Origin of the sequence: Herbidospora daliensis, assembly GCF_001570585.1 — a bacterium.
GTDB classification, from domain to species: domain Bacteria; phylum Actinomycetota; class Actinomycetes; order Streptosporangiales; family Streptosporangiaceae; genus Herbidospora; species Herbidospora daliensis.
In genome coordinates this window covers 159,560-180,705 of sequence record NZ_BBXF01000004.1, presented here as the reverse complement: position 1 = coordinate 180,705, position 21,146 = coordinate 159,560, and the positions used below count along the sequence as shown (strand labels likewise).

20 protein-coding genes are annotated in these 21,146 nt (G+C 71.0%); 11 read left to right on the top strand and 9 right to left on the bottom strand.

From position 1 onward, the window contains the following. Positions 1-9 precede the first annotated feature (9 nt). The 3 genes from AW274_RS21110 to AW274_RS21100 are packed head-to-tail and all read right to left on the bottom strand — an operon-like array spanning position 10 to position 1,631. Positions 10-423, bottom strand: a complete 414-nt coding sequence (locus tag AW274_RS21110; RefSeq protein WP_232320214.1) for a roadblock/LC7 domain-containing protein — start codon at positions 421-423, stop codon at positions 10-12. Beyond that, complete coding sequence (locus AW274_RS21105; protein WP_062435266.1) at positions 420-1,256, bottom strand: MarR family transcriptional regulator; 837 nt, start codon at positions 1,254-1,256, stop codon at positions 420-422. The genes AW274_RS21110 and AW274_RS21105 overlap by 4 nt, the downstream gene beginning before the upstream one ends. Before the next feature lie 3 nt (positions 1,257-1,259). Then, a complete protein-coding gene (locus tag AW274_RS21100) occupies positions 1,260-1,631 on the bottom strand; it encodes a hypothetical protein (RefSeq protein WP_062341328.1) in 372 nt (123 codons plus the stop codon). Positions 1,632-1,798: 167 nt separating this feature from the next. Here AW274_RS21100 and AW274_RS21095 point away from each other — a divergent pair, with 167 nt between their 5' ends. Beyond that, on the top strand, positions 1,799-2,284 hold the full coding sequence (locus AW274_RS21095) for a 2-thiouracil desulfurase family protein (protein ID WP_062435263.1): 486 nt from the start codon (positions 1,799-1,801) through the stop codon (positions 2,282-2,284). Here the strand turns inward: AW274_RS21095 and AW274_RS21090 are convergent. After that, on the bottom strand, positions 2,265-3,479 hold the full coding sequence (locus tag AW274_RS21090) for a DUF4032 domain-containing protein (RefSeq protein WP_198169342.1): 1,215 nt from the start codon (positions 3,477-3,479) through the stop codon (positions 2,265-2,267). The genes AW274_RS21095 and AW274_RS21090 overlap by 20 nt on opposite strands. A 91-nt stretch (positions 3,480-3,570) precedes the next feature. Between AW274_RS21090 and AW274_RS21085 the strand changes: the two genes are divergently transcribed. From AW274_RS21085 to AW274_RS21070, 4 genes are read left to right on the top strand one after another with little or no spacing between them, the layout of a single operon-like run. Next, positions 3,571-5,148, top strand: a complete 1,578-nt coding sequence (locus AW274_RS21085) for a DUF885 domain-containing protein (RefSeq protein WP_062435254.1) — start codon at positions 3,571-3,573, stop codon at positions 5,146-5,148. Positions 5,149-5,180: 32 nt separating this feature from the next. Next, entirely contained in the window at positions 5,181-6,374 is a 1,194-nt protein-coding gene (locus tag AW274_RS21080; RefSeq protein ID WP_083974602.1) for a pyridoxal phosphate-dependent aminotransferase, read from the top strand. Positions 6,375-6,416: 42 nt separating this feature from the next. Continuing rightward, the gene (locus AW274_RS21075) at positions 6,417-6,914 is read left to right on the top strand and encodes a DUF3592 domain-containing protein (protein WP_062435252.1); all 498 of its coding nucleotides are present in this window, start codon (positions 6,417-6,419) and stop codon (positions 6,912-6,914) included. Between the two features lie 21 nt (positions 6,915-6,935). Further along, positions 6,936-7,430 carry a DUF3592 domain-containing protein gene (locus AW274_RS21070; protein ID WP_062435250.1) on the top strand — a complete coding sequence of 165 codons (495 nt, stop codon included), beginning with the start codon at positions 6,936-6,938 and terminating at the stop codon, positions 7,428-7,430. Here the strand turns inward: AW274_RS21070 and AW274_RS21065 are convergent. The 3 genes from AW274_RS21065 to AW274_RS21055 all read right to left on the bottom strand — a co-directional run bounded on the left by AW274_RS21065 (position 7,417) and on the right by AW274_RS21055 (position 11,547). Next, positions 7,417-9,903, bottom strand: a complete 2,487-nt coding sequence (locus AW274_RS21065; RefSeq protein WP_062435248.1) for a hypothetical protein — start codon at positions 9,901-9,903, stop codon at positions 7,417-7,419. The two genes, AW274_RS21070 and AW274_RS21065, sit on opposite strands and share 14 nt — an antisense overlap. A 72-nt stretch (positions 9,904-9,975) precedes the next feature. After that, positions 9,976-10,845, bottom strand: coding sequence for a hypothetical protein (locus tag AW274_RS21060; protein ID WP_062435246.1), 870 nt, complete (start codon positions 10,843-10,845; stop codon positions 9,976-9,978). A 72-nt stretch (positions 10,846-10,917) separates the two neighbouring features. Then, positions 10,918-11,547, bottom strand: a complete 630-nt coding sequence (locus AW274_RS21055) for a class II aldolase/adducin family protein (RefSeq protein WP_062435244.1) — start codon at positions 11,545-11,547, stop codon at positions 10,918-10,920. Positions 11,548-11,820: 273 nt separating this feature from the next. Here AW274_RS21055 and ngcE point away from each other — a divergent pair, with 273 nt between their 5' ends. Genes ngcE through AW274_RS21040 form a run of 3 tightly spaced genes read left to right on the top strand, consistent with a single transcriptional unit; the run spans position 11,821 to position 15,061 of the window. Beyond that, positions 11,821-13,272 (top strand): N-acetylglucosamine/diacetylchitobiose ABC transporter substrate-binding protein, encoded by a 1,452-nt coding sequence (ngcE, locus tag AW274_RS21050; protein WP_062435242.1) that lies wholly within the window; start codon positions 11,821-11,823, stop codon positions 13,270-13,272. Positions 13,273-13,274: 2 nt separating this feature from the next. Next, a complete protein-coding gene (locus AW274_RS21045) occupies positions 13,275-14,210 on the top strand; it encodes a carbohydrate ABC transporter permease (protein WP_062435240.1) in 936 nt (311 codons plus the stop codon). Next, positions 14,210-15,061: a carbohydrate ABC transporter permease gene (locus AW274_RS21040; RefSeq protein WP_062435237.1), complete on the top strand. Its 852-nt coding sequence runs from the start codon at positions 14,210-14,212 to the stop codon at positions 15,059-15,061. The genes AW274_RS21045 and AW274_RS21040 overlap by 1 nt, the downstream gene beginning before the upstream one ends. A gap of 1 nt (position 15,062) precedes the next feature. Here the strand turns inward: AW274_RS21040 and AW274_RS21035 are convergent, their stop codons facing one another. Then, complete coding sequence (locus tag AW274_RS21035) at positions 15,063-17,636, bottom strand: ATP-binding protein (RefSeq protein ID WP_062435234.1); 2,574 nt, start codon at positions 17,634-17,636, stop codon at positions 15,063-15,065. Positions 17,637-17,737: 101 nt separating this feature from the next. On the opposite strand from AW274_RS21035, the gene AW274_RS21030 reads away from it, so the two are divergent. Both AW274_RS21030 and AW274_RS21025 read left to right on the top strand, forming a co-directional pair. Continuing rightward, complete coding sequence (locus AW274_RS21030) at positions 17,738-18,328, top strand: hypothetical protein (RefSeq protein ID WP_062341338.1); 591 nt, start codon at positions 17,738-17,740, stop codon at positions 18,326-18,328. A 12-nt stretch (positions 18,329-18,340) separates the two neighbouring features. Beyond that, the gene (locus AW274_RS21025; RefSeq protein ID WP_062435232.1) at positions 18,341-18,586 is read left to right on the top strand and encodes a 4a-hydroxytetrahydrobiopterin dehydratase; all 246 of its coding nucleotides are present in this window, start codon (positions 18,341-18,343) and stop codon (positions 18,584-18,586) included. Positions 18,587-18,595: 9 nt separating this feature from the next. On the opposite strand, the gene AW274_RS21020 is transcribed toward AW274_RS21025, so the two are convergent. Then, positions 18,596-19,438, bottom strand: a complete 843-nt coding sequence (locus AW274_RS21020) for a spermidine synthase (RefSeq protein WP_062435229.1) — start codon at positions 19,436-19,438, stop codon at positions 18,596-18,598. A 71-nt stretch (positions 19,439-19,509) separates the two neighbouring features. Here AW274_RS21020 and AW274_RS21015 point away from each other — a divergent pair, with 71 nt between their 5' ends. Continuing rightward, on the top strand, positions 19,510-21,120 hold the full coding sequence (locus tag AW274_RS21015; protein WP_062435227.1) for a penicillin-binding transpeptidase domain-containing protein: 1,611 nt from the start codon (positions 19,510-19,512) through the stop codon (positions 21,118-21,120). The last annotated feature ends 26 nt before the right edge of the window (positions 21,121-21,146 follow it).

The following is a 21,146-nucleotide window of genomic DNA, read 5'->3' as shown; positions in this document are numbered from 1 at the left end:
CTTCTCCTGTCATTCGCGTTCGACGATGGCGGCGATCTTCGCCGCCGTCTTCCTGCCCTCGATCCGCAGCAGCCCGAGGTTGGCCCCCGGGACGGCCAGCACGGTGAGGACGAGTTTGGGACCCGCGGCGTAGTGGGCGGTGAAGCCGCGGGTGGCGGAGATCAGGGTCTCCTCGAGTTCGCCGATCCTGGTCAGGTCGGTCATCCGGCGGCTCATCGAGAGCACGGCCGAGGTGAGCGCCGCGGTCTGGTCGACGTTCTCCGCCAGGTCGGCGGAGACCAGCATGCCGTCGACGGTGCAGGTGAGGACGCCGGTGATCTCGTTCGTGCGACCTCTGAGGAGCAGCATCTCCTCGTGGATCTCGCGGCGCAGGTCCATCGGGATGCCCCTTCCGGCCCGTTTGAGCCACGGGCGGGTGATCACTGGAATGCCTCCAGCGCGTTGCGCAGCCTGATGAGCAGATTCACGTCCGTCGGGTCTCCGCTGATCTCGGGGTAGGACGACTGCGCCCGCCGGCCACCCCCGTCTCCGGGCATCGCGCGGGGAGCCGAACCCGCCACGCGCTTGGGGAGATCCGGCGGCTTCTCCGGGGGCGGCGGCGGCCCCGGACACTCCAGGAGACCCGCCGCGGCCATCTCGCGGACCGCGAGGAGCGTCGTGTACGCCGGCCGCCCGATCCGTTTCGCCAGCTCGGCGGGCGTGGTCTCGGCGTCCGCGTTGAGCAGGATCTCCCACTGGAGGGCGGTCAGCACCACGTGGTGCGAGCGGATGCGCCGCACCGGCACCACCGGGCGGCTGTCGAGTTCGGCCGATGGCCAGGCGCGGTCCAACCGGGCCCTCCTGCGGTGACATTCCCGGAAGAGGCCCGGCACGTCGAAGAACCAGTGGATCCCCAGCCAGTGCCGGTCGCCCTCGCGGAACTTGGGCTTCGGCACGGTCGCGCCGAACAGGAAGAAGGAGGCGTCCAGGGTCGCCCCGAGAACGCACAGCTGCAGCTCGCCCCGGCTGAGCACGCCCCGCCGGACCAGCATGTCGCCGCCGTCGGCGGTGGCCGCCGCGGTCTGGCGGGCCGTCCGCACCCCGGTGAGGGTGAGCCGGCCGGAGGCCGTCAGCAGTTCCTCGACGCTCGGGGTCCGCGCGCACTCGACGTAACAGATCCGGCCCTTGCTCAGGTAGACGGTGCCGCTCCGGCCCGCTTTCAGGGCGCCGGTCGCCCTGCTCTCCGCCAGGTCGGAGAGCATCTCGTCGATCGGCACCGGTCACGACGCGATCAGTTCGTGGGAGATGCTGTCGAGGCGCCGCCGCGCCAGGGCCAGGTTCGCCCGGTCGCGGTCGAGCCGCACGCAGATCAGCAGCGGCCCGTCCCACATCGTCTCCATCGGCTTGATGAGCTGGTAGCCGTGGTCGGTGGTGATGATCAGATCGTCGATCCGGACCGTTCCATCGGGGGACGACAGGGCCAGTCCGTCGAGCGTGGCGCGGAAGGTCTCGCTCAGCCCGACCGCCGACCGCTCCGGGTCGGGCAGGCCCTCCATCGCGAGCGCCGTCCCGCTGGTGTGGTCGACCAGGATGGCGCCGAGCGCTCCCGGGATGGCCATCGCCTCGGACAGGCAGTCTTCGATGCCGATCACCCGCAACTCCTCCGGTTACCCCCGCCAAGTGGTGGGTTCAAACCTTAGAGAAATCGGAGAATCACTCAGCGAAACACCATGTGTTGTCTTGTTTCCTGACATAGAGACTTTGTCAGTGGAAGGAGGAATCTGATACCCGGTGCAAACCGTGTTGCAAAATTGATGAGGTGGAACGAATTCTCGTCAGCGCCTGCCTGATGGGCCGCCGCGTGCGCTTCGACGGCCGCGCCAAGACCAGCGACGACACGATCCTCGCAGCCTGGCGCGCCGAAGGGCGGCTGGTCCCGTTCTGCCCCGAGGTCGAGGGCGGCCTCCCCGTGCCCCGCCCCCCGGCCGAGATCGAGGGCGGCGCCGGCGGCGCGGCGGTGCTCGCCGGAGCGGCCCGCATCCTCACCCCCGAGGGCGCCGACGTGACGGCGCACTTCCTCGAAGGCGCCCGCCAGTGCCTCGCGGTCGCCCGCTCCTTCGGCGTCCGGATCGCGATCCTCAAGGAGGGCAGCCCGTCGTGCGGCTCCCTGCGGATCTACGACGGCACCTTCCGCGGCCGCATGCTCCCCGGCGAGGGCGTCACGGCGGCCCTGCTGGTCGCCAACGGCATCGAGGTCTTCGGCGAGGACCGCATCGCCGACGCGGCTAGAGCTCTGCGCCGATGATGGCCTTCTCGTCGGGGCGGTGGACCAGCACGTTGTCGATGTAGCTGCGGACGGCCGCCGCGAGGCCGACGTCCTTGCCGGCCGCCTCCGACAGGAACCAGCGGTGCTCCAGCACCTCGTGGTACAGCTGGGCGCGCTCCAGCTTGCGGTGCAGCTCCGGCGGGATCGCGTTTATCACCGGCTGGTAGACCTCGGCGAGCCAGCGGTGGGCCACTATCGCCTCGTCCTCGTGGCGCAGGCCGTGGGTGACGGTGAACGAGTCGAGGTCGTTGAGCAGGCGGCGGGCCTGGTTCTCCTCGACGTCCAGGCCGGTCAGGCGCAGGAGGCGGCGCTGGTGGTGGCCCGCGTCGACGACCTTGGGGCGGACGATCAGGCGGCCGGTGCCGGCCTTGCGGCGGACCATCATCTCGGCGACGTCGAAGCCGAGGGTGTTGAGGCGGCGGATGCGCTGGTCGACCTTGTGCCAGTCGACCTCCTCGATGATCTCGTCGGAGTTGAGCTCGTCCCACAGGCGGTGGTAGCGCTCGACGATCTGCTCGGCGAACACCAGCGGGTCGATCGACGGGTGCAGCAGGTCGCCGGCCTCCAGGTCGAGCAGTTCGCCGTAGATGTTGACGTGGGCGACCTCGATGTCGTGGTGGCGCTGGCCCTCGCTGATCATCGGGTGCAGCTCGCCGGTCTCGGCGTCGACGAGGTAGGCGGCGAACGCGCCCGCGTCGCGGCGGAACAGGGTGTTCGACAACGAGCAGTCGCCCCAGTAGAAGCCGGTCAGGTGCAGCCGGACGATCAGCACGGCCAGGGCGTCGAGCAGCCGCTCCAGGGTCTCCGGGCGCAGCGCGCCCGACAGGACCGCCCGGTACGGCAGGGAGTACTGCAGGTGGCTGGTGATGAGGGCCGAGTCGAGGCGTTCGCCGGTCTTGCTCTCGCGGCCGGTCACCACGGCCACCGGTTCGACCGACGGGGTGTCGAGCCGGTTGAGGTCCCAGAGCAGGCGGTATTCGCGTTTGGCGTACCGCTCGCTGATCTCCTTGATGGCGTACACGGTGCCGTTGATGCGGGTGAACCGGACGACGTGGCGGGAGATGCCCCGGGGGAGGGCGACCAGGCGGTGCTCGGGCCACTCTTCGAGGGGGACGTCCCAGGGGAGCCGGATGAGATCGGGATCCGAAGGGGCGCCGGTCATCTGAAGTGGCACCTGGTTGCTCCTACTTTGGGGGGACCTATGCGAATAAGTGTCGCGGATGTCAGTCATTTGTGGCGACCGGGGTCGGGGGTAGGGTCGCCGCATGACGCTGCTGGACGAGTTCGTCGACTGGTATCTGAAGGACAATCCGGTGCGGGCGACCCTCCTCGGGGCCCCCGGGTTCGACCACACTCTGGGCGACTTCAGCGAAGAGGGGTTCATCCGCCGCGAGCGCGCCGCCGAGTTGTGGCTCGACCGCCTCTCCAACGCCGATCCCGGGCCCTCGCCCGACGACCGGATCGACCACGAACTCGCCCTGGCCCACCTGCGCGGCGACGTGCTCAGCGCCCGCTGGCCCGAGTGGCGGCGCACGCCCGCGCCCTACCTCGACGCGATCTTCGCGGCCATGTTCACCCCGTTCCAGCAGCGGTTGTCACCCGAACCCGAACTCGTCGAAGCGGCGGTCGCGCGGCTGGGCGAGGTGCCCGCCGTGCTGGCCGCCTGCCGGGCCAACCTGTCGCCCGACCTCGCCGCCGAACTCCTCGTCACCCGGGGGCTGGGCCAGGCCCGTACCGGCCGGCGGTTCCTCACCGAGACGCTGCCCGCGCAGGTCGGCGACCCCGCGCTGCGCGCCCGCCTGGCGGCGGCGGCCGAACCGGCCGCGCAGGCGTTCGACGAACTGGTCGCCTTCCTGGAGGGCTTCACCGCCCGCGGCAGCTGGCGGATGGGCGAGGAGCTCTACTCGGGCCTGCTGCGCGAACGCGAGCTGCTCGGCTACGGCGCGACCGAACTCCACGCCAAGGGCGTCGCCGAGTGGGAGGCGCTGAACGCCCGCATGAACGAGGTGGCCGGCAAGCTCGGCTTCGACGCCTGGCGGCCCGCCATGGAGTCGATCATGAACGACCACCCGCCCACCCTCGAAGCGATGCGCGCCGAATACGAGGCCGAGACCGAACGCGCCCGCCGCTACGTGCGCGACCGCGACCTGGTCACCTTCCCGGCGGGCGAACACTGCCAGGTGCTGCCCTCGCCGGAGTTCCAGCGGCCGATCATCGCGGTCGCCAACTACCTGGCGCCCCCGCCGCTGAGCACCGCCCGCGAGGGGGTGTTCTTCGTGCCGTACACCCCCGACGACTTCACCGAGGAGCAGGTCAGGCAGCGGCTGCGCACCAACTCGCGGCCGCAGATGCCCTCGATCGCCGTCCACGAGGCCTACCCCGGGCACCACTGGCACCTGGCGCACATCGGCGAGAGCTCGCGGCGCATCCGCAAGGTGTTCCGCACCCCCTACTTCGTCGAGGGCTGGGGCCTCTACGTCGAGAAGCTCATGTGGGAGCAGGGCTACTACGACACCCCCGAGACCGAGCTGGCCCACCTCGACTGCCGCATCTGGCGGGCCGCCCGCATCGTCGTCGACACCGCCCTGCACTGCGGCGAGATGTCGATCGACGAGGCCGAGACGTACATGGCCACCAAGGCGTCGTTGTCGCCCGGCACCGCCAAGGGCGAGGTGAACCGCTACTGCGCCTGGCCGACCCAGGCGCCCAGCTACCTGACCGGCGCGATCGAGATCGAGAAGATCAGAGACGAGTACACCGGCGACCTGAAGAGCTTCCACGACCGGCTCGCCGGAAGCGGCGGCCTGCCCCTCGGGCTGGCCCGCAAAGCCGTGCTCGGCTGAACGCGGCGACGGCGTGGCGCGTACCCTCCGGCGTGACAGCATCCGTAGACCTCGCGTTGCTGCGGAGCGACGCCCACAGCCCGTCGTACTTCGCCCTGCGGCGCGGGGCCGCAGGTGACGACCTGGTCGACTTCTGCATCCCGTGCAATCCGTACTTCCCGACCACGGCGATGTTCGACGACCTGCGGACCAACCTGGTCGACGTGCTCAAGTACTACCCGAGCGACGCCGAGACGATCACCAAGGAGCTGTGCGACACCCTCGACCTGAACCCCTCCACGATCGCGATGGGCAACGGCTCGACCGAGCTGATCACCTGGCTCGACCACCTGCTGGTCCGCGAGAGCCTGGCCGTGCCGGTGCCCACCTTCGGCCGCTGGACCGACCAGCCGCTGGAGACCGGCAAACGCTGCGACATGTTCCCGCTGCTGGAGTCGCAGCGGTTCCGGCTCGACGTGGAGAGCTACATCAGGTTCGTCCGCGAACGCGGGTCGCGGGTGGCGGTGATCTGCAACCCGAACAACCCCGACGGCGGCTACCTGCCCCGCCACGAGGTCGTGCGCATGCTCGACCGGCTGACCGACCTCGACCTGATCGTCGTCGACGAGTCGTTCATCGAGTTCGTGGACGCCGAACCGTCGGCCAGCGTCGCCGACGAGGCCGTCATCCGGCCCAACGTGGTGGTGCTGAAGAGCCTCGGCAAGAACTTCGGCCTGCACGGCGTGCGCTTCGGCTACCTGGTCGCCAACCCGCAGATCGCCGGGCTGGTCCGGCGCGTGCTGCCGAAGTGGAACCTCAACTCCTTCGCCGAGGTCGTGGTCTTCATGCTGAAGGCCCACATGAACGAATACCGGCACAGCCTGCGCCTGGTCGCCCACGACCGCGAGATGATGATCCGCCAGCTCGCCTCCCTCACCGGCCTGACCGTCTTCCCGTCGCAGGGCAACTTCGTGTTGTGCAAGCTCCCCGAGGGCCGCGACGGCCGCGAACTGCGCGACTACCTGATCCGCGAGCACGGCGTCTACATCCGCGAGTGCGGCAACAAACTGGGCTTCAACAGCCGCTTCCTGCGCCTGGTCGTGCGCCCCCACGCCGACGTGCAACGCCTTCTCTCGGGCATGTACGCCTACCTCTGCGCCGACCAGGAACCCCCGCGCAGGGGCCGGAGACGGGCCCCGGAGATCGAGCCCGCCCCGATCTACCGCCTGCCGGGCAGCGTGGCGTAAAACGGCAATGCGCCCGGCCCGGCGGAGCCGCATCATCGAGGCATGACCACCCGGTATTTCGTGAAATACGTGCTGTGGCTGTTCTGCGCCGCGGCCGTGCTCCTCGTGGTCGCCGGGTGGCGGTACGCCGACCAGACGTCCTTCGCCCGCCGCTCCGTGGTCACCACGGGCACGGTGGCGGACGTCATCCGGAGCGGTGTGTTCTACCAGGACGACGGCCCGGCCATCACCGACTACAGCGGCCGGGTGCACTACCAGGTGAAGGGCGCCGACGTCCTCAGCAACCGGCTGAAGCTGGTCTCCTGCTCCCTGCCGAGCTGCCCGGTGCCGACGGCGGGCCAGACCGTGACGGTCGCCTACGACACGCACAACTTCAACCGGGCCGTACGCTCGGGGCCCGGAGGGCTCCCGCACTGGCCGATGCCCAACGTGATCGTCTTAGTGTGCGGAGTGCTGGGCCTGGCCTTCCTGGCGGCGGTCGCGATCAACGTGGCCTGGATCTGGCCGGTGCTGCGCACCCGGCCGCGCAGGGGGGCGTGAACGGTGTCGCGTCATCAGGGAATGATCGCCACGTTCTTCCGGCAGCACGTGCTGCCGTGGACGCTCGGCGGCCTGGCCCTGCTCGGCCTCGCCGCCTGGTTGTACGCCGACCAGACCGCGTTCAGCCGCCGGGCGGTCGTCGCCGCGGGCAAGGTGACCGAGCTCCAGCGCGGCGGGGTGCAGTACAGCCATGACGGGCAGCCGGGCATGGAGTACCACGGCCGCGTGAGCTACATGGTCGACGGCGTCGAGGTCGTGAGCCGGATGAGGCTCGAATACTGCTCGACCACCCGGTGCGACCCGCCTCAGCCCGGCTCCGTCGTCACGGTGGCCTACGACCCGCAGCAGCCGGGCAGGGCCGTGCTCTCCTCGGCCGAAGGGCTGCCGACGTGGCCGATACCCAACCTGGTCAGCATCTTCCTCTTGGTGATCGGCCTGGTGTCCCTGGCCGCGGTCGTGATCAACGTGGTCTGGATCTGGCCCGTGGTCCGCGCCCGGCCCGTCAAACCGGGCTGAGCTTCGCCGAGCAGGGTGCGTAGCCCATGAGGTCGCCCGGGTAGGCGATCTCCGCCGGGCGGCGGCGGACGAGAGTCGAAAAACGGCCCGACACGTCGGTCGTGGCGCGTTCGACGAGTTCCGCCCGGCCGGCGTCCCGGGAGGTGAGCAGTACGGTCGCGCCCGCGACCGGGTCGCCCTCGGCCGTCGTGAGGCGTCCCGACGCGCTCGTCTCGCTCACGTCGAGCTCGGTCAGCCCGGTAGCCAGGCCGGCGCGGACCTCGATCGTGCCGCCGCCGATCGGGGTCAGCACGTCGGAGCCCGGGTCGGCGACCGTCGCGACGACGGTGACGACGTTGGGGGTGCGCCAGAGCTCGGCCTCCCGCACCCGGTCGGCGAAGGCGGGTTCGCGGGCGACGCACTCGACCATCACCTCGACCGCGCGGGTCTCGCCCGGCGCCAGCCGCACCCAGGTGTGCTCCAGGTAGGTGCGGAACCCGTCGAGGGTCTGCTCGGCGTGCAGGTTCACCCGCACCGGGCGGTCGGGGTAGGGGTTGCTCACCGTCACCGGGACGGCCTGCCGGTCGTAGGGCGAGGCCGCCGCCGTCCACACCAGCGTGAAGTTGGTCTGGGCCTCGTTGTCGGCCGTGCTTCGCTCGCCGGGCACCGGCTCGATCCGGACCACGACGCAGTAGTGGGCGAACGTGAGCGGCAGGAACCACAGGCCGCTCCGCGCGGCCGGCGGCCGCCAGTCCATCCGGAACGCCCGCTCGCCGCCCGCCGGCACGTCGCCCCGGTCCCAACCGAGGAAGGTCTCGGGCCCCGTGGCCGACACGCTGAAGTCCTTGACCCAGAACCCCACCTTGACCCCGGTCGCGTCCACGGCGCCCCGGTTGCGCACGGTCGCGACGATCACGTTGTCGTGGCCGGCCCACGGGAACGGCAACCCGGTCGCGTTGGAGATCGTCACGTCGGGGCTGCGCCAGTCGCCGCCGCCCGGCCAGGGGCGGATCGACGGGTCGGGCCCGTCCGGCCGCGGGACCACGCCGGGGGTCGGCCGGTACGTCACCCGCACCCGCGCCCGGTCGTCGTCGGCGGCCAGCACGTGGACCCGGAAGGAGGCGTCGCCGTCGGACTCCTCGTAGTCGGCGCCGGCGGGCAGGGCCGCGCCCTCGCCGTCGCCGTCGTCGGCCAGCAGCCGGATCGGGCGGCGGACCACCGGCGGGCGGTACCACCCGGCCACGACGTCGGTGCCCAGGACCACCCGGTCGGCCGGCAGGTTCTGGTCGGCGAGCTGGGCCGGGCCGGGGTCGGCGCCGTCGGGGTGCTGCCGAGAGCGGTACTCGAAGTAGTAGCGCCAGCCGTCGGCGACCTCGACCTCCAGCCCCGCGCGCTCGCCCGGCGGCGGGCCGCCCCCGGTGAGCCCGGCGGCCGTGAGCACGACCTCCTCGTCGACCGGGTGCTCCCGGGTGAAGTCGTAGCGGCGCAACCAGGCCCGGTCGGTCCAGCCGAGCACGACGCGGTGCGGCAGCGACAGGCCCGAATAGCGGGCCTCGTCGCTCATGACGTCCCAGCCGCCGATGTCGCGGGGGTCGGCGCCGTACATGTCGCCGAGGCCGATGGTGTGGCCGATCTCGTGGGTGAGGGTCTGGAAGGCGCGGCGGGTGCCCACCGCCTCCCAGTTCGCCGGCATCACCACCCAGGGCAGCGACTTCCAGGACCAGCCGAGGGGCCCGAGCGGGAGCTGGTACGTGCCGCCGGAGGCGATGGGCCAGCTGAACCGGCCCCGGCCGGGCGGGGCGACCACGAACACGCAGGTGTCGACCCCGCCGAGGTCGAGGTCGGCCTGGGCCCGCCGCATGGCCTCGCCGATCAGTTCGTGGGTGGCGGCCTGGCGTCCGTCGGCCGGACCGAACGGCTCGTGGTAGCGGTTCCACCGGCGCGGCAGCCGGACCGTCGCCTCGCCCGCCGGCACGATCTCCAGCGCGCCGTGGGAGATCTCGCGGAAGTAGTCGCGCGTGGTCTCCAGCGCGGTCCGGTAGGTCGCCGGGGTGGCGGGCGCGGAGGCCGAGTCCCTCGTGCCGACGTACACGATCGCGACTCTGCGCGGCCCCGACACGGGGGACGGGCCGTAGGTGAAGCCGGCAGGCCACATCGGGTTGAGCACCGAGCCCCACGCGCCGGAGCGCGGGTACATCGGGTTGGCCCCGGTGAAGGCCGTCGGTGGCCCGTCGTGCGGGGGCGGGTCCTCGGTGACGGCGAAGGCGGTCGAGGAGACCAGGCCGCCGCCGAGGTCCCTGACCTCCAGCGTGTACGTGCCCGGATGCGGCCCCGCGAGCAGCATCGCCTCGGCCGGGTCGGCTCCGGCGTCCGCCGACGCGGAGACGGCCGCGAACGCGGGCCCCTCGGCGACGCGTAACCGCACGTCCTGCCGGGCGAGCCCGCCCAGGTCAACCGGTACCCGGGCGTAGCCGCCCACGTGAATCGACACCATGAAACACCCTCCCGGGGCAACCGTGACACGGCGCCCGCGCCGGGCGCCCCGGGGAGGAGCCTGGGCGTGTCCCTAGCCGGCGCAGCCCGGGATCGCGGTCGGGCCGGCGCAGTTGTCGGGGTTGTTGTCGCGGACGCCCGAGCGGTCGAGCGTCACGGAGCCGCCCGGCAGCACGAGGACGCCGCCGCCCGCGCCGATCGACTTGTTCAGCCTGACCCAGGTGTCGCGCAGCGTGGTGGTGCCGGCGCTGGCGACGCCGCCGCCCGTCAGGGAGGCGCTCAGGTTGCCGTTGACGGAGCTGCGGACCACGCGGGAGGTGTGGCCGGCGGCGGTGAAGAGGCCCGCGCCCCGGTTGTTGAGGACGTTGCCGACCACGGTGCTGTCGATGAGGTGCAGGTCGCCGGCGTTGTGGATGCCGGCGCCGTCGCCGCCCAGGGCCAGGTTGGTGGCGAAGATGGAGTTGCGGACCGTGGCGCGGCCGGTGTTGGCCAGGCCCGCGCCGTTGCCGAGCTGGGCGAGGTTGCCCGCCACGGTGACGCGGCGCAGGTTGAGCCGGCCGGCGTTCCTGATGCCGGCGCCGTCGCCGCTGCCGATCAGGCCGTTCATGATGAAAACGTCCTCGACGGTCAGGTCGCCGGTGGCGAGCACGTCCAGGATCCGGAACGGCGCGGCCGCCAGGGCGCGCCTGATCGAGGTGTTGGCGCCCTTCAGCGTGATCCGGCCGCTGATCGCCGGGAGCGGCGTGGTCAGGTTGTACGAGCAGCTCGGCGCCAGCTTCAGCACCGCCGTGTTCGTGTTGGCCGCCGTGACGGCGTTGTGCAGCGCGCTGACGCTGCACGGAACCTTGATCGTGTTGATCGGGTTCGGCGCGGCGGCGGCGGGCGTCTGCGCGGCCGAGACCGCCACCCCGGCGATGATCGCGGCATTGACGAGCAACCTCATCGTGTCCCCCTATTGGCGAGAAGATCCGGAGGTCATTCGACCAATCGGGATCCCGCCTCGAAGGGACGACGATCAGGCGTTTCCCGAACCCTTACTCGCCCTTGCGATCACCGCGACCAGTTCGTCCTCGGTGAGCACGCGCGGGGCGCCGACGCCGAGGGCGCGGACGTACACCTCGCACAACCACTCCAGCAGCCGGGTCGCCTCGAACGCCTCCTCCAGGGTGCGGCCGATCGACACGCTCCCGTGGTTGGCCATCAGCGCCGCCTGCCGGCCCTCCAGGGCGCGGACCACGTTGGCGGCCAGCTCGGGGGTGCCGTAGGTGGCGTACTCGGCGACTCTGACCGTGCCGCCGAGCAGCAGGGCGTTGTAGTGGATGGCCGGCAGTTCGGTCAGGGTGGTGGCGACGACCGTCCCGAACACGGCATGGGTATGGACCACCGCCGCCGCGCCGGTCGCCCGGTAGAGCGCCAGGTGCATGGGGGTCTCCGACGACGGCGCGCGCGAACCCGAGACGATCTCGCCGTCGAGGGTCACGACCGGGCAGTCGCCGGGGGTGAGCGCGTCGAGGGCGACGCCCGACGGGGTGACCGCGACCAGGTCGCCGGCGCGCACGCTGAGGTTTCCCGAGGTGCCGATGACCAGGCCGAGGGAGGCGGCGCGGTGGCCGTACCGGCACAACTCCTCTTGGAGCTCCTTCATGGCGATCACATTATCTGGCAGCCGGTCTATACCAGTAGCCCCCTTATAGGGCATAAGATGCGGTAAAGCTCGGGTGTAAAGAGGGGATCGTCCCATGTTTAATATCCCCCATAAGCAGGCAAAACGCCGCGATCGGCTCACGAACCATCGCGGTCACGTCACAGGTTGGTCTAGACCGACCCCGACACCTTGACGATGCTTGGGCCTCGCTCGTACGTTCACGAACGTTTAGGAAACTTTCCTAATTGATCCCCCCGGTATCAGGAGAGTTGGATGACCATCACGCCCCGTGACATCACGCGCCGTCAGCTGCTGGCCCGCGTCGGACTGACCGCCCTCGTCGCCGGTCCTTTTCTGAGCGCCTGTGCCACCGGCGGCGGTGGCTCCGAGGCGGCCGCCCCCTCGGCCCCGGCCCCCTCGGCCGGCGGCGCGAGCGCCTCGGCGAACAACCCCTTCAACGTCAAGGCCGACGCCCCGCTCGAAGTCGTCATCTTCAAGGGCGGCTACAGCGACGAGTACGCCACCCAGTCGCACGAACCCCTCTACAAGAAGGCGTTCCCGGGCGCGACGATCAAGCACCAGGGCATCCAGACGATCGGGCAGACCCTCACCCCGCGCTTCGCCGGCGGCGACGTGCCCGACGTGGTCAACAACTCCGGCACCGACAACCTCGACGGCGGCGCCCTGATCAACGCCGGTCAGCTGCTCGACCTCACCCCGCTGTTCGAGGCCCCGAGCGTCGACGACCCCACCAAGAAGGTCAAGGACGTCATCGTGCCCGGCACGATCGAGTCGGGCCTGGGCGGCGACCCCGCCAAGCCGTACACGCTGAACTACGTCTACACCGCCTACGGCCTCTGGTACGACGCCAAGCTCTTCGAGAAGGAGGGCTGGACCCCGCCGAAGACCTTCGACGAGTTCAAGACCTTCGCCGAGGCCGCCAAGGCCAAGAACATCGTGCCGTTCGGCTACGCCGGCAAGAACGCGTCCTACTACGCCTACTGGATGATCCTGATCTCGGCCGCGAAGATCGGCGGCAACAAGATCCTCCTCGACATCGACAACCTGGCCGACAACGCCTGGAACAACGACGCCGTCAAGCAGGCCGCCGCCGCGTGGGCCGAGATCGGCAAGTTCATGGACCCGGCGTACGAGGGCCTGATCCACACCGAGGTCCAGACCCAGCAGAACCAGGGCAAGATCGCGTTCTACCCGTCGGGCTCCTGGCTGGAGGCCGAGCAGGCCAAGGACACCCCCGAGGGCTTCGAGTACGGCATGGTCCCGACCCCCTCGGTCACCGCCGCCGACCAGATGCCCTACGAGGCGATCCGCGCCGCCGCCGCCGAGGGCTTCATCGTGCCCTCGAAGGCCAAGAACGCGGCCGGCGGCCTGGAGTACCTGCGCCAGATGCTCTCGAAGCAGGGCGCCCGCGACTTCACCGAGAAGACCAAGTCGCTGACCGTCGTCATCGGCGCCACCGAGGGCCTGACCCTGTCGCCCGGCCTGACCTCGGTCGCCGCCGCGCAGACGGCGGCGGGCACCAACGTGGTCACCTTCTCCTCGTTCGAGGGCTGGTACAAGGAGCTCGAGACCGAGCTGCGCAAGCAGACCAACGCCCTGATGTTCGGCCGCATCAGCGCCGAGGAGTTCGCCACCAAGATGCAGGCGGCGGCCGACAAGACCAAGGCCGACTCCTCGATCATCAAGCAGACCCGGAACGTGTGACGATGCGGCGTGGCCGGCTGACGCCGGGCGCGGTCAGGAAGTGGGGCTTCATCGCCTCCTTCCTGGCCGCGCCGCTGGCGATCTACATCATCTTCTTCGTGAGTCCCAACCTGCAGGCCCTGCAGCTCGCGTTGACGAACTCGCGCGGAATCTCCCCGGACTTCCAGTACGTCGGGCTGGAGAACTTCACCCGGCTGTTCGAGGACGACGTCTTCTGGGCCGCGGTCCGGCACCACGGGCTGATCCTGCTGGTCATGCCGCTGGTCACGATCGCGATCGCGCTGTTCTTCTCGTTCCTGCTCAACCTCGGGGGCGGGCAGAAGAACGGGCAGCTGAGCGGCGTGTGGGGGTCGTCCTTCTACAAGGTCGTCTTCTTCTTCCCGCAGGTCCTCGCCGTCGTCATCGTCGGCGTGTTGTTCCAGGCGGTGCTCAACCCGCAGAAGTCGGGCATCCTCAACAGCGTCCTGGGCTGGTTCGGGATCGACCCGGTCGGCTGGCTGATCAAGCCCGACCTCGCGCTCTGGACGATCATCGGCGTGATGGTCTGGCAGGGCGTCGGCTTCTACGTCGTGCTGTTCAGCGCCGGCATGGCCGGGGTGCCCAAGGAGATCTTCGAGGCGGCGGCGCTCGACGGCGCCAACCGGCTCACGCTGTTCTTCAAGATCACCCTGCCGCTGGTGTGGAACACCGTCCAGGTCGGCTGGGTCTACCTGGGCATCGCGGCGTTCGACGCCTTCGCGCTCGTCCAGGTGCTCTCGATCGACCGCGGCGGGCCCGACAACGCCACGACCGTGCTGCCGCTGGAGATCTTCCGGCAGACCTTCACCTACTACCGGTTCGGCTACGCGTCCGCGATGGGCGTCGCGCTGGTCTTCCTGGTGCTCACGTTCGCGGCCCTCACCCTGCGGGTCACCCGGCGCGAGAGGATCGAGTACTGATGAAGACCCGGAAGCAGTCGGCCGGGCTGCTCGGCGGCGTCTCCCACGTCATGCTCGTGCTCTGGACGATCCTGACGGTGACCCCGATCCTCTACACGTTCCTCAACTCGTTCAAGACCAACACCGAGATCTTCGGCGACAGCCCGCTGGCGCTGCCGCAGCAGTGGGGCTGGGGGGCGTGGGGCCGCGCGTGGGAGACCTCGCGCATCGGCGAATACCTGGTCAACACCGTCATCGTGGTGGCCTTCTCCACGTTCTTCACGATGCTGCTGGGCTCGATGGCCGCCTACGTGTTGTCGCGGTACGACTTCCGCGGCAACCGCCTCATCTACACCCTGTTCGTGGCCGGGTTGTCGATCCCGCCCTTCCTCGCGCTGTCGGCCCTCTACAAGGTCGTCGACAACGTCGGCCTGCTCGGCACCCACACCGGGGTCGTGCTGGTCTACGTCGCCTACTCGATGCCGTTCACGGTGTTCTTCCTGGCGGCGTTCTTCAAGACGCTGCCGACGACGGTCGCCGAGGCCGCGATGATGGACGGCTGCGGGCACGCCCGCACCTTCTTCCAGATCATGCTGCCGATGGCCAAACCCGGCCTGATCAGCATCACGATCTTCAACGTGATCGGCCAGTGGAACCAGTACCTGCTGCCGATCGCGCTGCTCCCGGGCGACAAGCAGGACAAGTGGCTGATCACCCAGGGCATCGCCAACATCTCGACCAGCGCCGGCTACGAGGCCGACTGGGCCGGCCTGTTCGCCGCCCTGTCGATGGCGATCATCCCGATCCTGATCGTCTACGTGATCTTCCAGCGCCAGATCCAGACCGGGCTTACCGCTGGGGTGGGCAAGTAGCTCACACGCCGAGCACGTTGGCGAGTGCCGTACGCGAGGAGACCCCGAGCTTGCGGTAGACGTGCGCGAGGTGGTCGTCGACCGTACGGCTGCTCAGCATCAGGCGGGCGGCGATCTCCTTGCTGGTCAGGCCGGTCTTGGCCAGCTCGGCGATCTGCCGCTCCCGCTTGGTCAGCAGGTCGCCCCTGCGGGGGCCCCGCGCGGCCAGGCGGCGCTGCTCGCGTTCGGCCTCCTCGGCCAGCACGCTCGCCCCGACCTCGGCCGCGATGGCCTTCGCCGTCGCGAGCTCCTTGTGGCCGTCGTCGCTGAAGGACGCGGTCATGATCAGCGTACGGGCGACGTGGGGCCGGAACCCGGCGGCGCCGAACAGCTCCGCCGACCGGGCCGCGAACTCCGCCGCCCCGGCGAGGTCGCCCTCGGCGGCCCGCACACACGCCAGCGCGCGCGAGGCGAACGCGTGCTGGGCCGGGAGCGCGAGCGACCCGGCGGCGGCCAGCGCCGCATTGGCGGCGGCGCTGGCCCAGGCCACCTCGTCGCAGCCGAGCAGCGCCTGGGTGAGGGTCTCCAGCCACATCGGCCGGTAACCCGGCTGGCACTGCGGCATGCCGACGCCGCCGCCGATGCCGAGCAGCATCCAGCGGGCCCGGTCGGGCTCCCCGGCCGACAGCAGCACCTGCGCCGACAGGCAGACCGTGCTCGCCGACCACCAGCCGTCGACCCCGGTCACCGAGTCGGCCGCCCACGTGGCGAGGCCGACGGCCCGCTGCACGTCGGTGTAGACCACCGACTCGGCCAGGATCGACCGCACCAGCGCCAGCAGGATCGGGCTGCCCGACTGGCAGGCGACGTCCTCGGCCTCCTCGCCGAACCTGATCGCCTCCTCCAGCCGGCCGGTCCGGCCGCAGAGCTGGGTCAGCGCCATCAGCACGTCGGCCAGCAGCCCGCTGCGCGAGAGCGACCTGACCAGCGTCAGCGCGCGGCGGGCGTGGCGTTCGGCGTCGGCCTGCCGTTCGACGAACGACTCGGCCCACACCAGCCGGGTCAGCGCGGTCAGCTCGCGGGTGGCGGCGGCGTCGGTCAGCGCGTCGGCGGCGTGCGCGGCGGTGTCGACGGCCCGCGCCGCCGGGCCCGGCTCGCCCTCGTACGCCGCCGCGAAGGCGAGCAGCGAATGGCCGGCCGCCTCCTCCTCGGGGTTCTCCGCGGCCTCGACGGCGGCCGCGATGTCGGCCATCGCGGCGGGCACGTCGCCCAGGTGCAGCCGCAGGGTGGCCAGCTCGCGGTGCAGCCAGGCGCCCCTGCCCCCCTTGGCGGCCTCGTTGGTGAGCAGGGAGGCGGCTTCGGCGTACCGGCCGAGCAGGCGTTCGACGACGGCGCAGGCGGCGACGAGCTCGCTGCGGTGGCCGACCGGCAGGTGCGGGAGCAGTTCGTGCAGGGCCGCGCGGGCGTCTTCGAGGCGGCCGTCGTAGATGAGCGCCTGGGCGAGCAGCACGTGCAGCTCGACGGAGACCGGGTCGGTCAGGTCGCCGACCAGCGGCTGGGCCGCCTTCAGCCACTCGACCGCGGCGGCGGGCGCGATGTTGACGGCCTCGCGGGCCGCCGCCATCAGCGTCGGCAGGTCGCCGGGCTCGTGCCTGCTGGCGGTACGGGAGACGTGGTGGGCCACCTCTCTCACCGGCGCGCCCAGGGCCGACAACTCGCGGGCCGCGAGCCGGTGGGCCAGCATGCGCCAGGCGGGGTCGGCGCCCTCGTACACGAGCTGCCGCAGGAGGGGGTGGCGGAACCGGAACCGGCCGTCGCCGGTGTCGCGGATGAGGTCGCGGGCGGCGAGCTCGCCGAGCACGGCCGGGACCGGCCCGAGCATCGCCACGTCGTCGGGGGTGAAGGCGTCGCCGAGCACCGCCCCGGCCTGGGCGGCCCGTAACTCCATGTCCGACAGGCGGGCCAGTTCCCCGGCCAGCAGCCCGGTCAGCGTGGTCCCGGCCGCGCCGCCCGCCAGGCCCTTCAGGTAGAGCGGGTTGCCGCCGCTCTCGTCGTGCAGGTCGCGCAGCTCCGGCCGGTCGCCGACCAGCTCGCGCGCCTCGCCCAGCGACAGCGGCCCGAGCCTGACCCGGACGTGCGGGATCGCGGCCGGCCCGGCCTCGGCCAGCGCGCCGAGCAGCCGGTGGCCGGCCTGCCGGTCGCGGTAGGCGCAGACGACGAGCAGCTCGTCGGCGGGCCGCCGCACGAGGGAGGCCAGCAGCTCGCAGGACGCCGGGTCGGCCCAGTGGAGGTCGTCGAGCACCAGCGCCACCCGGCCGAGCTCGGCCAGGTGCTCGCGGACGGTCCGGGCCAGCGCCAGCCGGTCGCCGCCGCCCAGCGGGCCGATGGCGTCCTCGAAGACGCGGTGGGGGAGGTCGCGTTCGAACTCGGTGGCCACCCCCCGCAGCACCTTGACCCCGCGCCCGCCCGCCTCGCGGGCGAACTCGGTCAGCAGATGGGTCTTGCCGATGCCGGGCTCCCCGGTCACCTCGGCCAGCCCGCCGGTCTCCAGGGCCTCGGCCAGCGCGGTTGACTCCGCTTCACGTCCCACGAACACGAAAGACAGTAAAACCCCGCAATCCTACGGATGCTAGGAGATTGACCGGATGGCACGGTGGTAATCCGCCATTCGACGGCCCCCTCCGGGAGTTTGAGTTGATGAACGAGTTTCCCTTCCCCTTCTTCGGGGCGGGAGAGGCGAAGTACTACATGTGGGCCGAGGTCCACGTGCGGTTCGAGCGCGAACCCTCGAGTTATCAGCGTTCGGCGATCGAGTCCAGCTGCCCTGGACCGCTCCAGGACACCATCGACTGGGCCGACGGCCGCCAGCTCATGGTCGCGTCGGGCCTGTTCCTGCACGGCGCGCTGGCCCGCGCCTACCCGGCCAAACCCGGCGACGACGACTACCTGGGCGACGACGGCTGGTTCTACGCCGCCCACTCGCGGGTGGAACGGTTCAACTCGGCCATCGAGTCGTGGCTGGCCTACGCCAACGACCACTGTCCCGTCATGGTCGCCTACCGGCAGGAGGACGGCGACAGCGGCGGCACCCAGTTCTCCCGCTGGCACGACTGGAGCGTCACCCAGCTGCCGCGCCTGATGGCCGACCTGGAGCCGATCCTGGCCAAGTCGATCGCCACCCGGCAGCAGACCCACGCCACCCACATGGTGCGCGGCATCATGTCGATGGCCCGCCGCGCCCGCGCCAAGGCCGCGCCGACGCCCGGGGGGAGCTGGCCGCGCTTGTGAGACGGTGAGTCCATGGCATGGACGAAAGACGGCGAGACGCTCCGGCGCTCCATCGACGCCCCCGACTTCCCGACCGCGATCATGATCGTCGACCGGGTGGCCGAGGAGGCCGAGAAGATGAACCACCATCCCGACATCGACATCCGCTGGCGCACCCTGCACTTCACGCTCACCACCCATGACGCGGGCGGCCTGACCGACCTCGACTACCGGCTGGCCGAGCGCATCGACGAGATCGCCCGCTCCCACGGGGCCTGAGCGGGCACGTCAGCCGAAGACCGCAGGTGGCGGCACCGGCGCCGCCACCGGGTCTCCGTCGTGGATGGGCTTGGCGCCCGCGACGAACTTCACCAGGTCCTCGCCGGCCACGCAGCGCGCCTGCGTGAGCCCGCCCGCGGCCGCCCGCACCAGCCGGTCGAGCGGCAGGTCGCGGTTGGAGGCGACGACGATCAGGTTGCCGAACCGGCGTCCGCGCAGGACGCCGGGCTCGGCCAGCAGGGTCACGTGCCGGAACACCCCGCGCACGGTCGACAGCAGCCGCCGGGCGAACCGCAGCCCCTTGCCGTCGGCCACGTTGACCAGCAGCGTGCCGTCGGGCCGCAGGACCCGCGCCAGGTCGCCCATGTACTCGGCGGTGGCCAGCTCGATCGGCATCACCGCGCCCGAGAAGGCGTCGAGGACGACGAGGTCGGCCGAGGCGTCGTCGAGGGTGGTGACGCCCTCCCGGCCGCCGGTCGTGCGCACCTTGAGCCGGGGCACCGTCTTGAGGGCGAGCTGGTCCCTGACCAATTGCACGAGCGCGTGGTCGGGCTCGATGGCGATCTGGCGCGAGCCCGGCCGCGTCGCCGCGACGTAGCGGGGCAGCGTGAACCCGCCCCCACCCACGTGGGTCACGTCGAGCGGCCCCTCGGGCAGACAGTCGATCGCGATGCCCATGAGCTGGACGTACTCGAAGTCGAGATGGGTCGGGTCGGCGAGGTCGACGTACGACTGGGGCACCCCGTCCATGAGCAGCATCCACCCCGCCGGGTTGTCGAGGTCACGCAGCAGTTCGACCTCCCCGAACACGACGAGGTATCGGCCCGGTACCGGGTTCGTGGACTTCGCCATCACACATCTCTCTGCCTGTCGTCTTCGCGTGGTATATCCAGGAGTGCACTCCGACCTCCCAGGAGAACCTAATGCGCAGGCGGCCCCTGCTCGTTCTCGTCGCGGCGGTCGTCACCATGTTCGTCGCAGGGGTGGCCGGGCTGATCGTGAGTGGCCGGAGCGTGCCGCCCCCCGACCCGGTGACCACCGCGACGCCTGAGAGCGTGCCCGACGAGCTCGTCGAGCCCGAGAACCCCAACCGCAACACCCCCTGGGACGCCGGGACCGCCTACCTCAAGGAGTGGGAGAAGGGCGACCTCGCGGCGATGCGCGCGCTCGTCCACGACCCCCCGGAGGATTTCACCACGCTCCACCAGGCCGCCGACACCGCCCTCCAGCCGGTGAGCCGGGTCTTCACCCCCCTTTCCGTCGACGAGATCGACGACGTCACCGCCGACCTGTCGTTCACGGGGGAGTGGACGATGGCCGACGGCCCCCCGATGAAGCTGACCTCGACGGTCCGCCTCATCGTGGTCAAACGCGAGTGGCAGGTCGACTGGACGCCCGACACCATCCACCCCGACCTCGAACACGGCGACACCATCGAACGCCGCAACCTGCCCGGCGCCCCCTACCGGCTGGCCACCCGCGAGGGCGAGGCCCTGCCGCCGAACAGCTACGCCGACTCCTACGTCGACGACCTGGCCGCGCACGCCCCGCCCAACCCGTCGAAGGGCGGCTGGCGCGTGGTCATCGACAAGCCCTTCGACGGCGAGGTCGAGGAGGTCTACCGCCACGACCAGCCGGTCACCGAGGGCCCGGCCTTCGCCACCACGATCGACAAGTACGTCCAGATGGCCGCCGCCCGCGCCCTCGACCCGGTGCAGAAGCCGGCCGCGATCGTGGCGATCAGGCCCTCGACCGGCGAGGTGCTCGCGGTGGCCGACCGGCTCGGCGGCAAGGGCGCCTTCTCCTCGGCCTTCCCGCCCGGCTCGACCTTCAAGATCGTCACCGCGGCGGCGCTGCTCGCGGCCGGGGTCACCCCCGACCAGCAGGTGAGCTGCCCGGCGACTTACCAGATCCCGTTCGGGCGGGTCATCAACAACTTCCAGGCCCACGACTTCGGCACGGTGACCTTCCGGCAGGCGTTCGCCGAGTCGTGCAACACCACCTTCGCCCAGCTGGCCGTCGAACGGGTGCCGGCCGCGACGCTGACCGCCCAGGCGACGGCCTTCGGGTTCGGCGCGACCCTGTCGACCGGTGCGGGCGGCTCCTGCGGGTCGCTGACCGAGCCGCACAACCACGACGCGCTGGCCGAGGCGTCGTTCGGCCAGGGCACCGTGGTGGCCACGCCGTTGTGCATGGCGAGCGTGGCGGCGGCGGTGCAGAGCGGGGTATGGCGGGCGCCCCGGCTGCTCGCCGACGCGCCGGACCAGCCGGCCGAGGCGCCGCTGGCCCCCGGCGTGGCCGAGGGACTGCGCACGATGATGTCGTCGGTGGTGTCGGAGGGCACCGCCGAGAACACCGGCCTGCCCGCCGGGGTGAGCGGCAAGACCGGCACCGCCGAGGAGGCCGGGCAGGACGACCACGCCTGGTTCGTCGGTTTCCACGACGACCTGGCGTTCGCGGTCTTCGTCAAGAACGGCGGCACCGGCCGCGACGTGGCGATCCCGGTCGCGGCCCGGTTCCTCAACGCCCTCTGATCCTTGGCCCACATATGGTCTGAAAG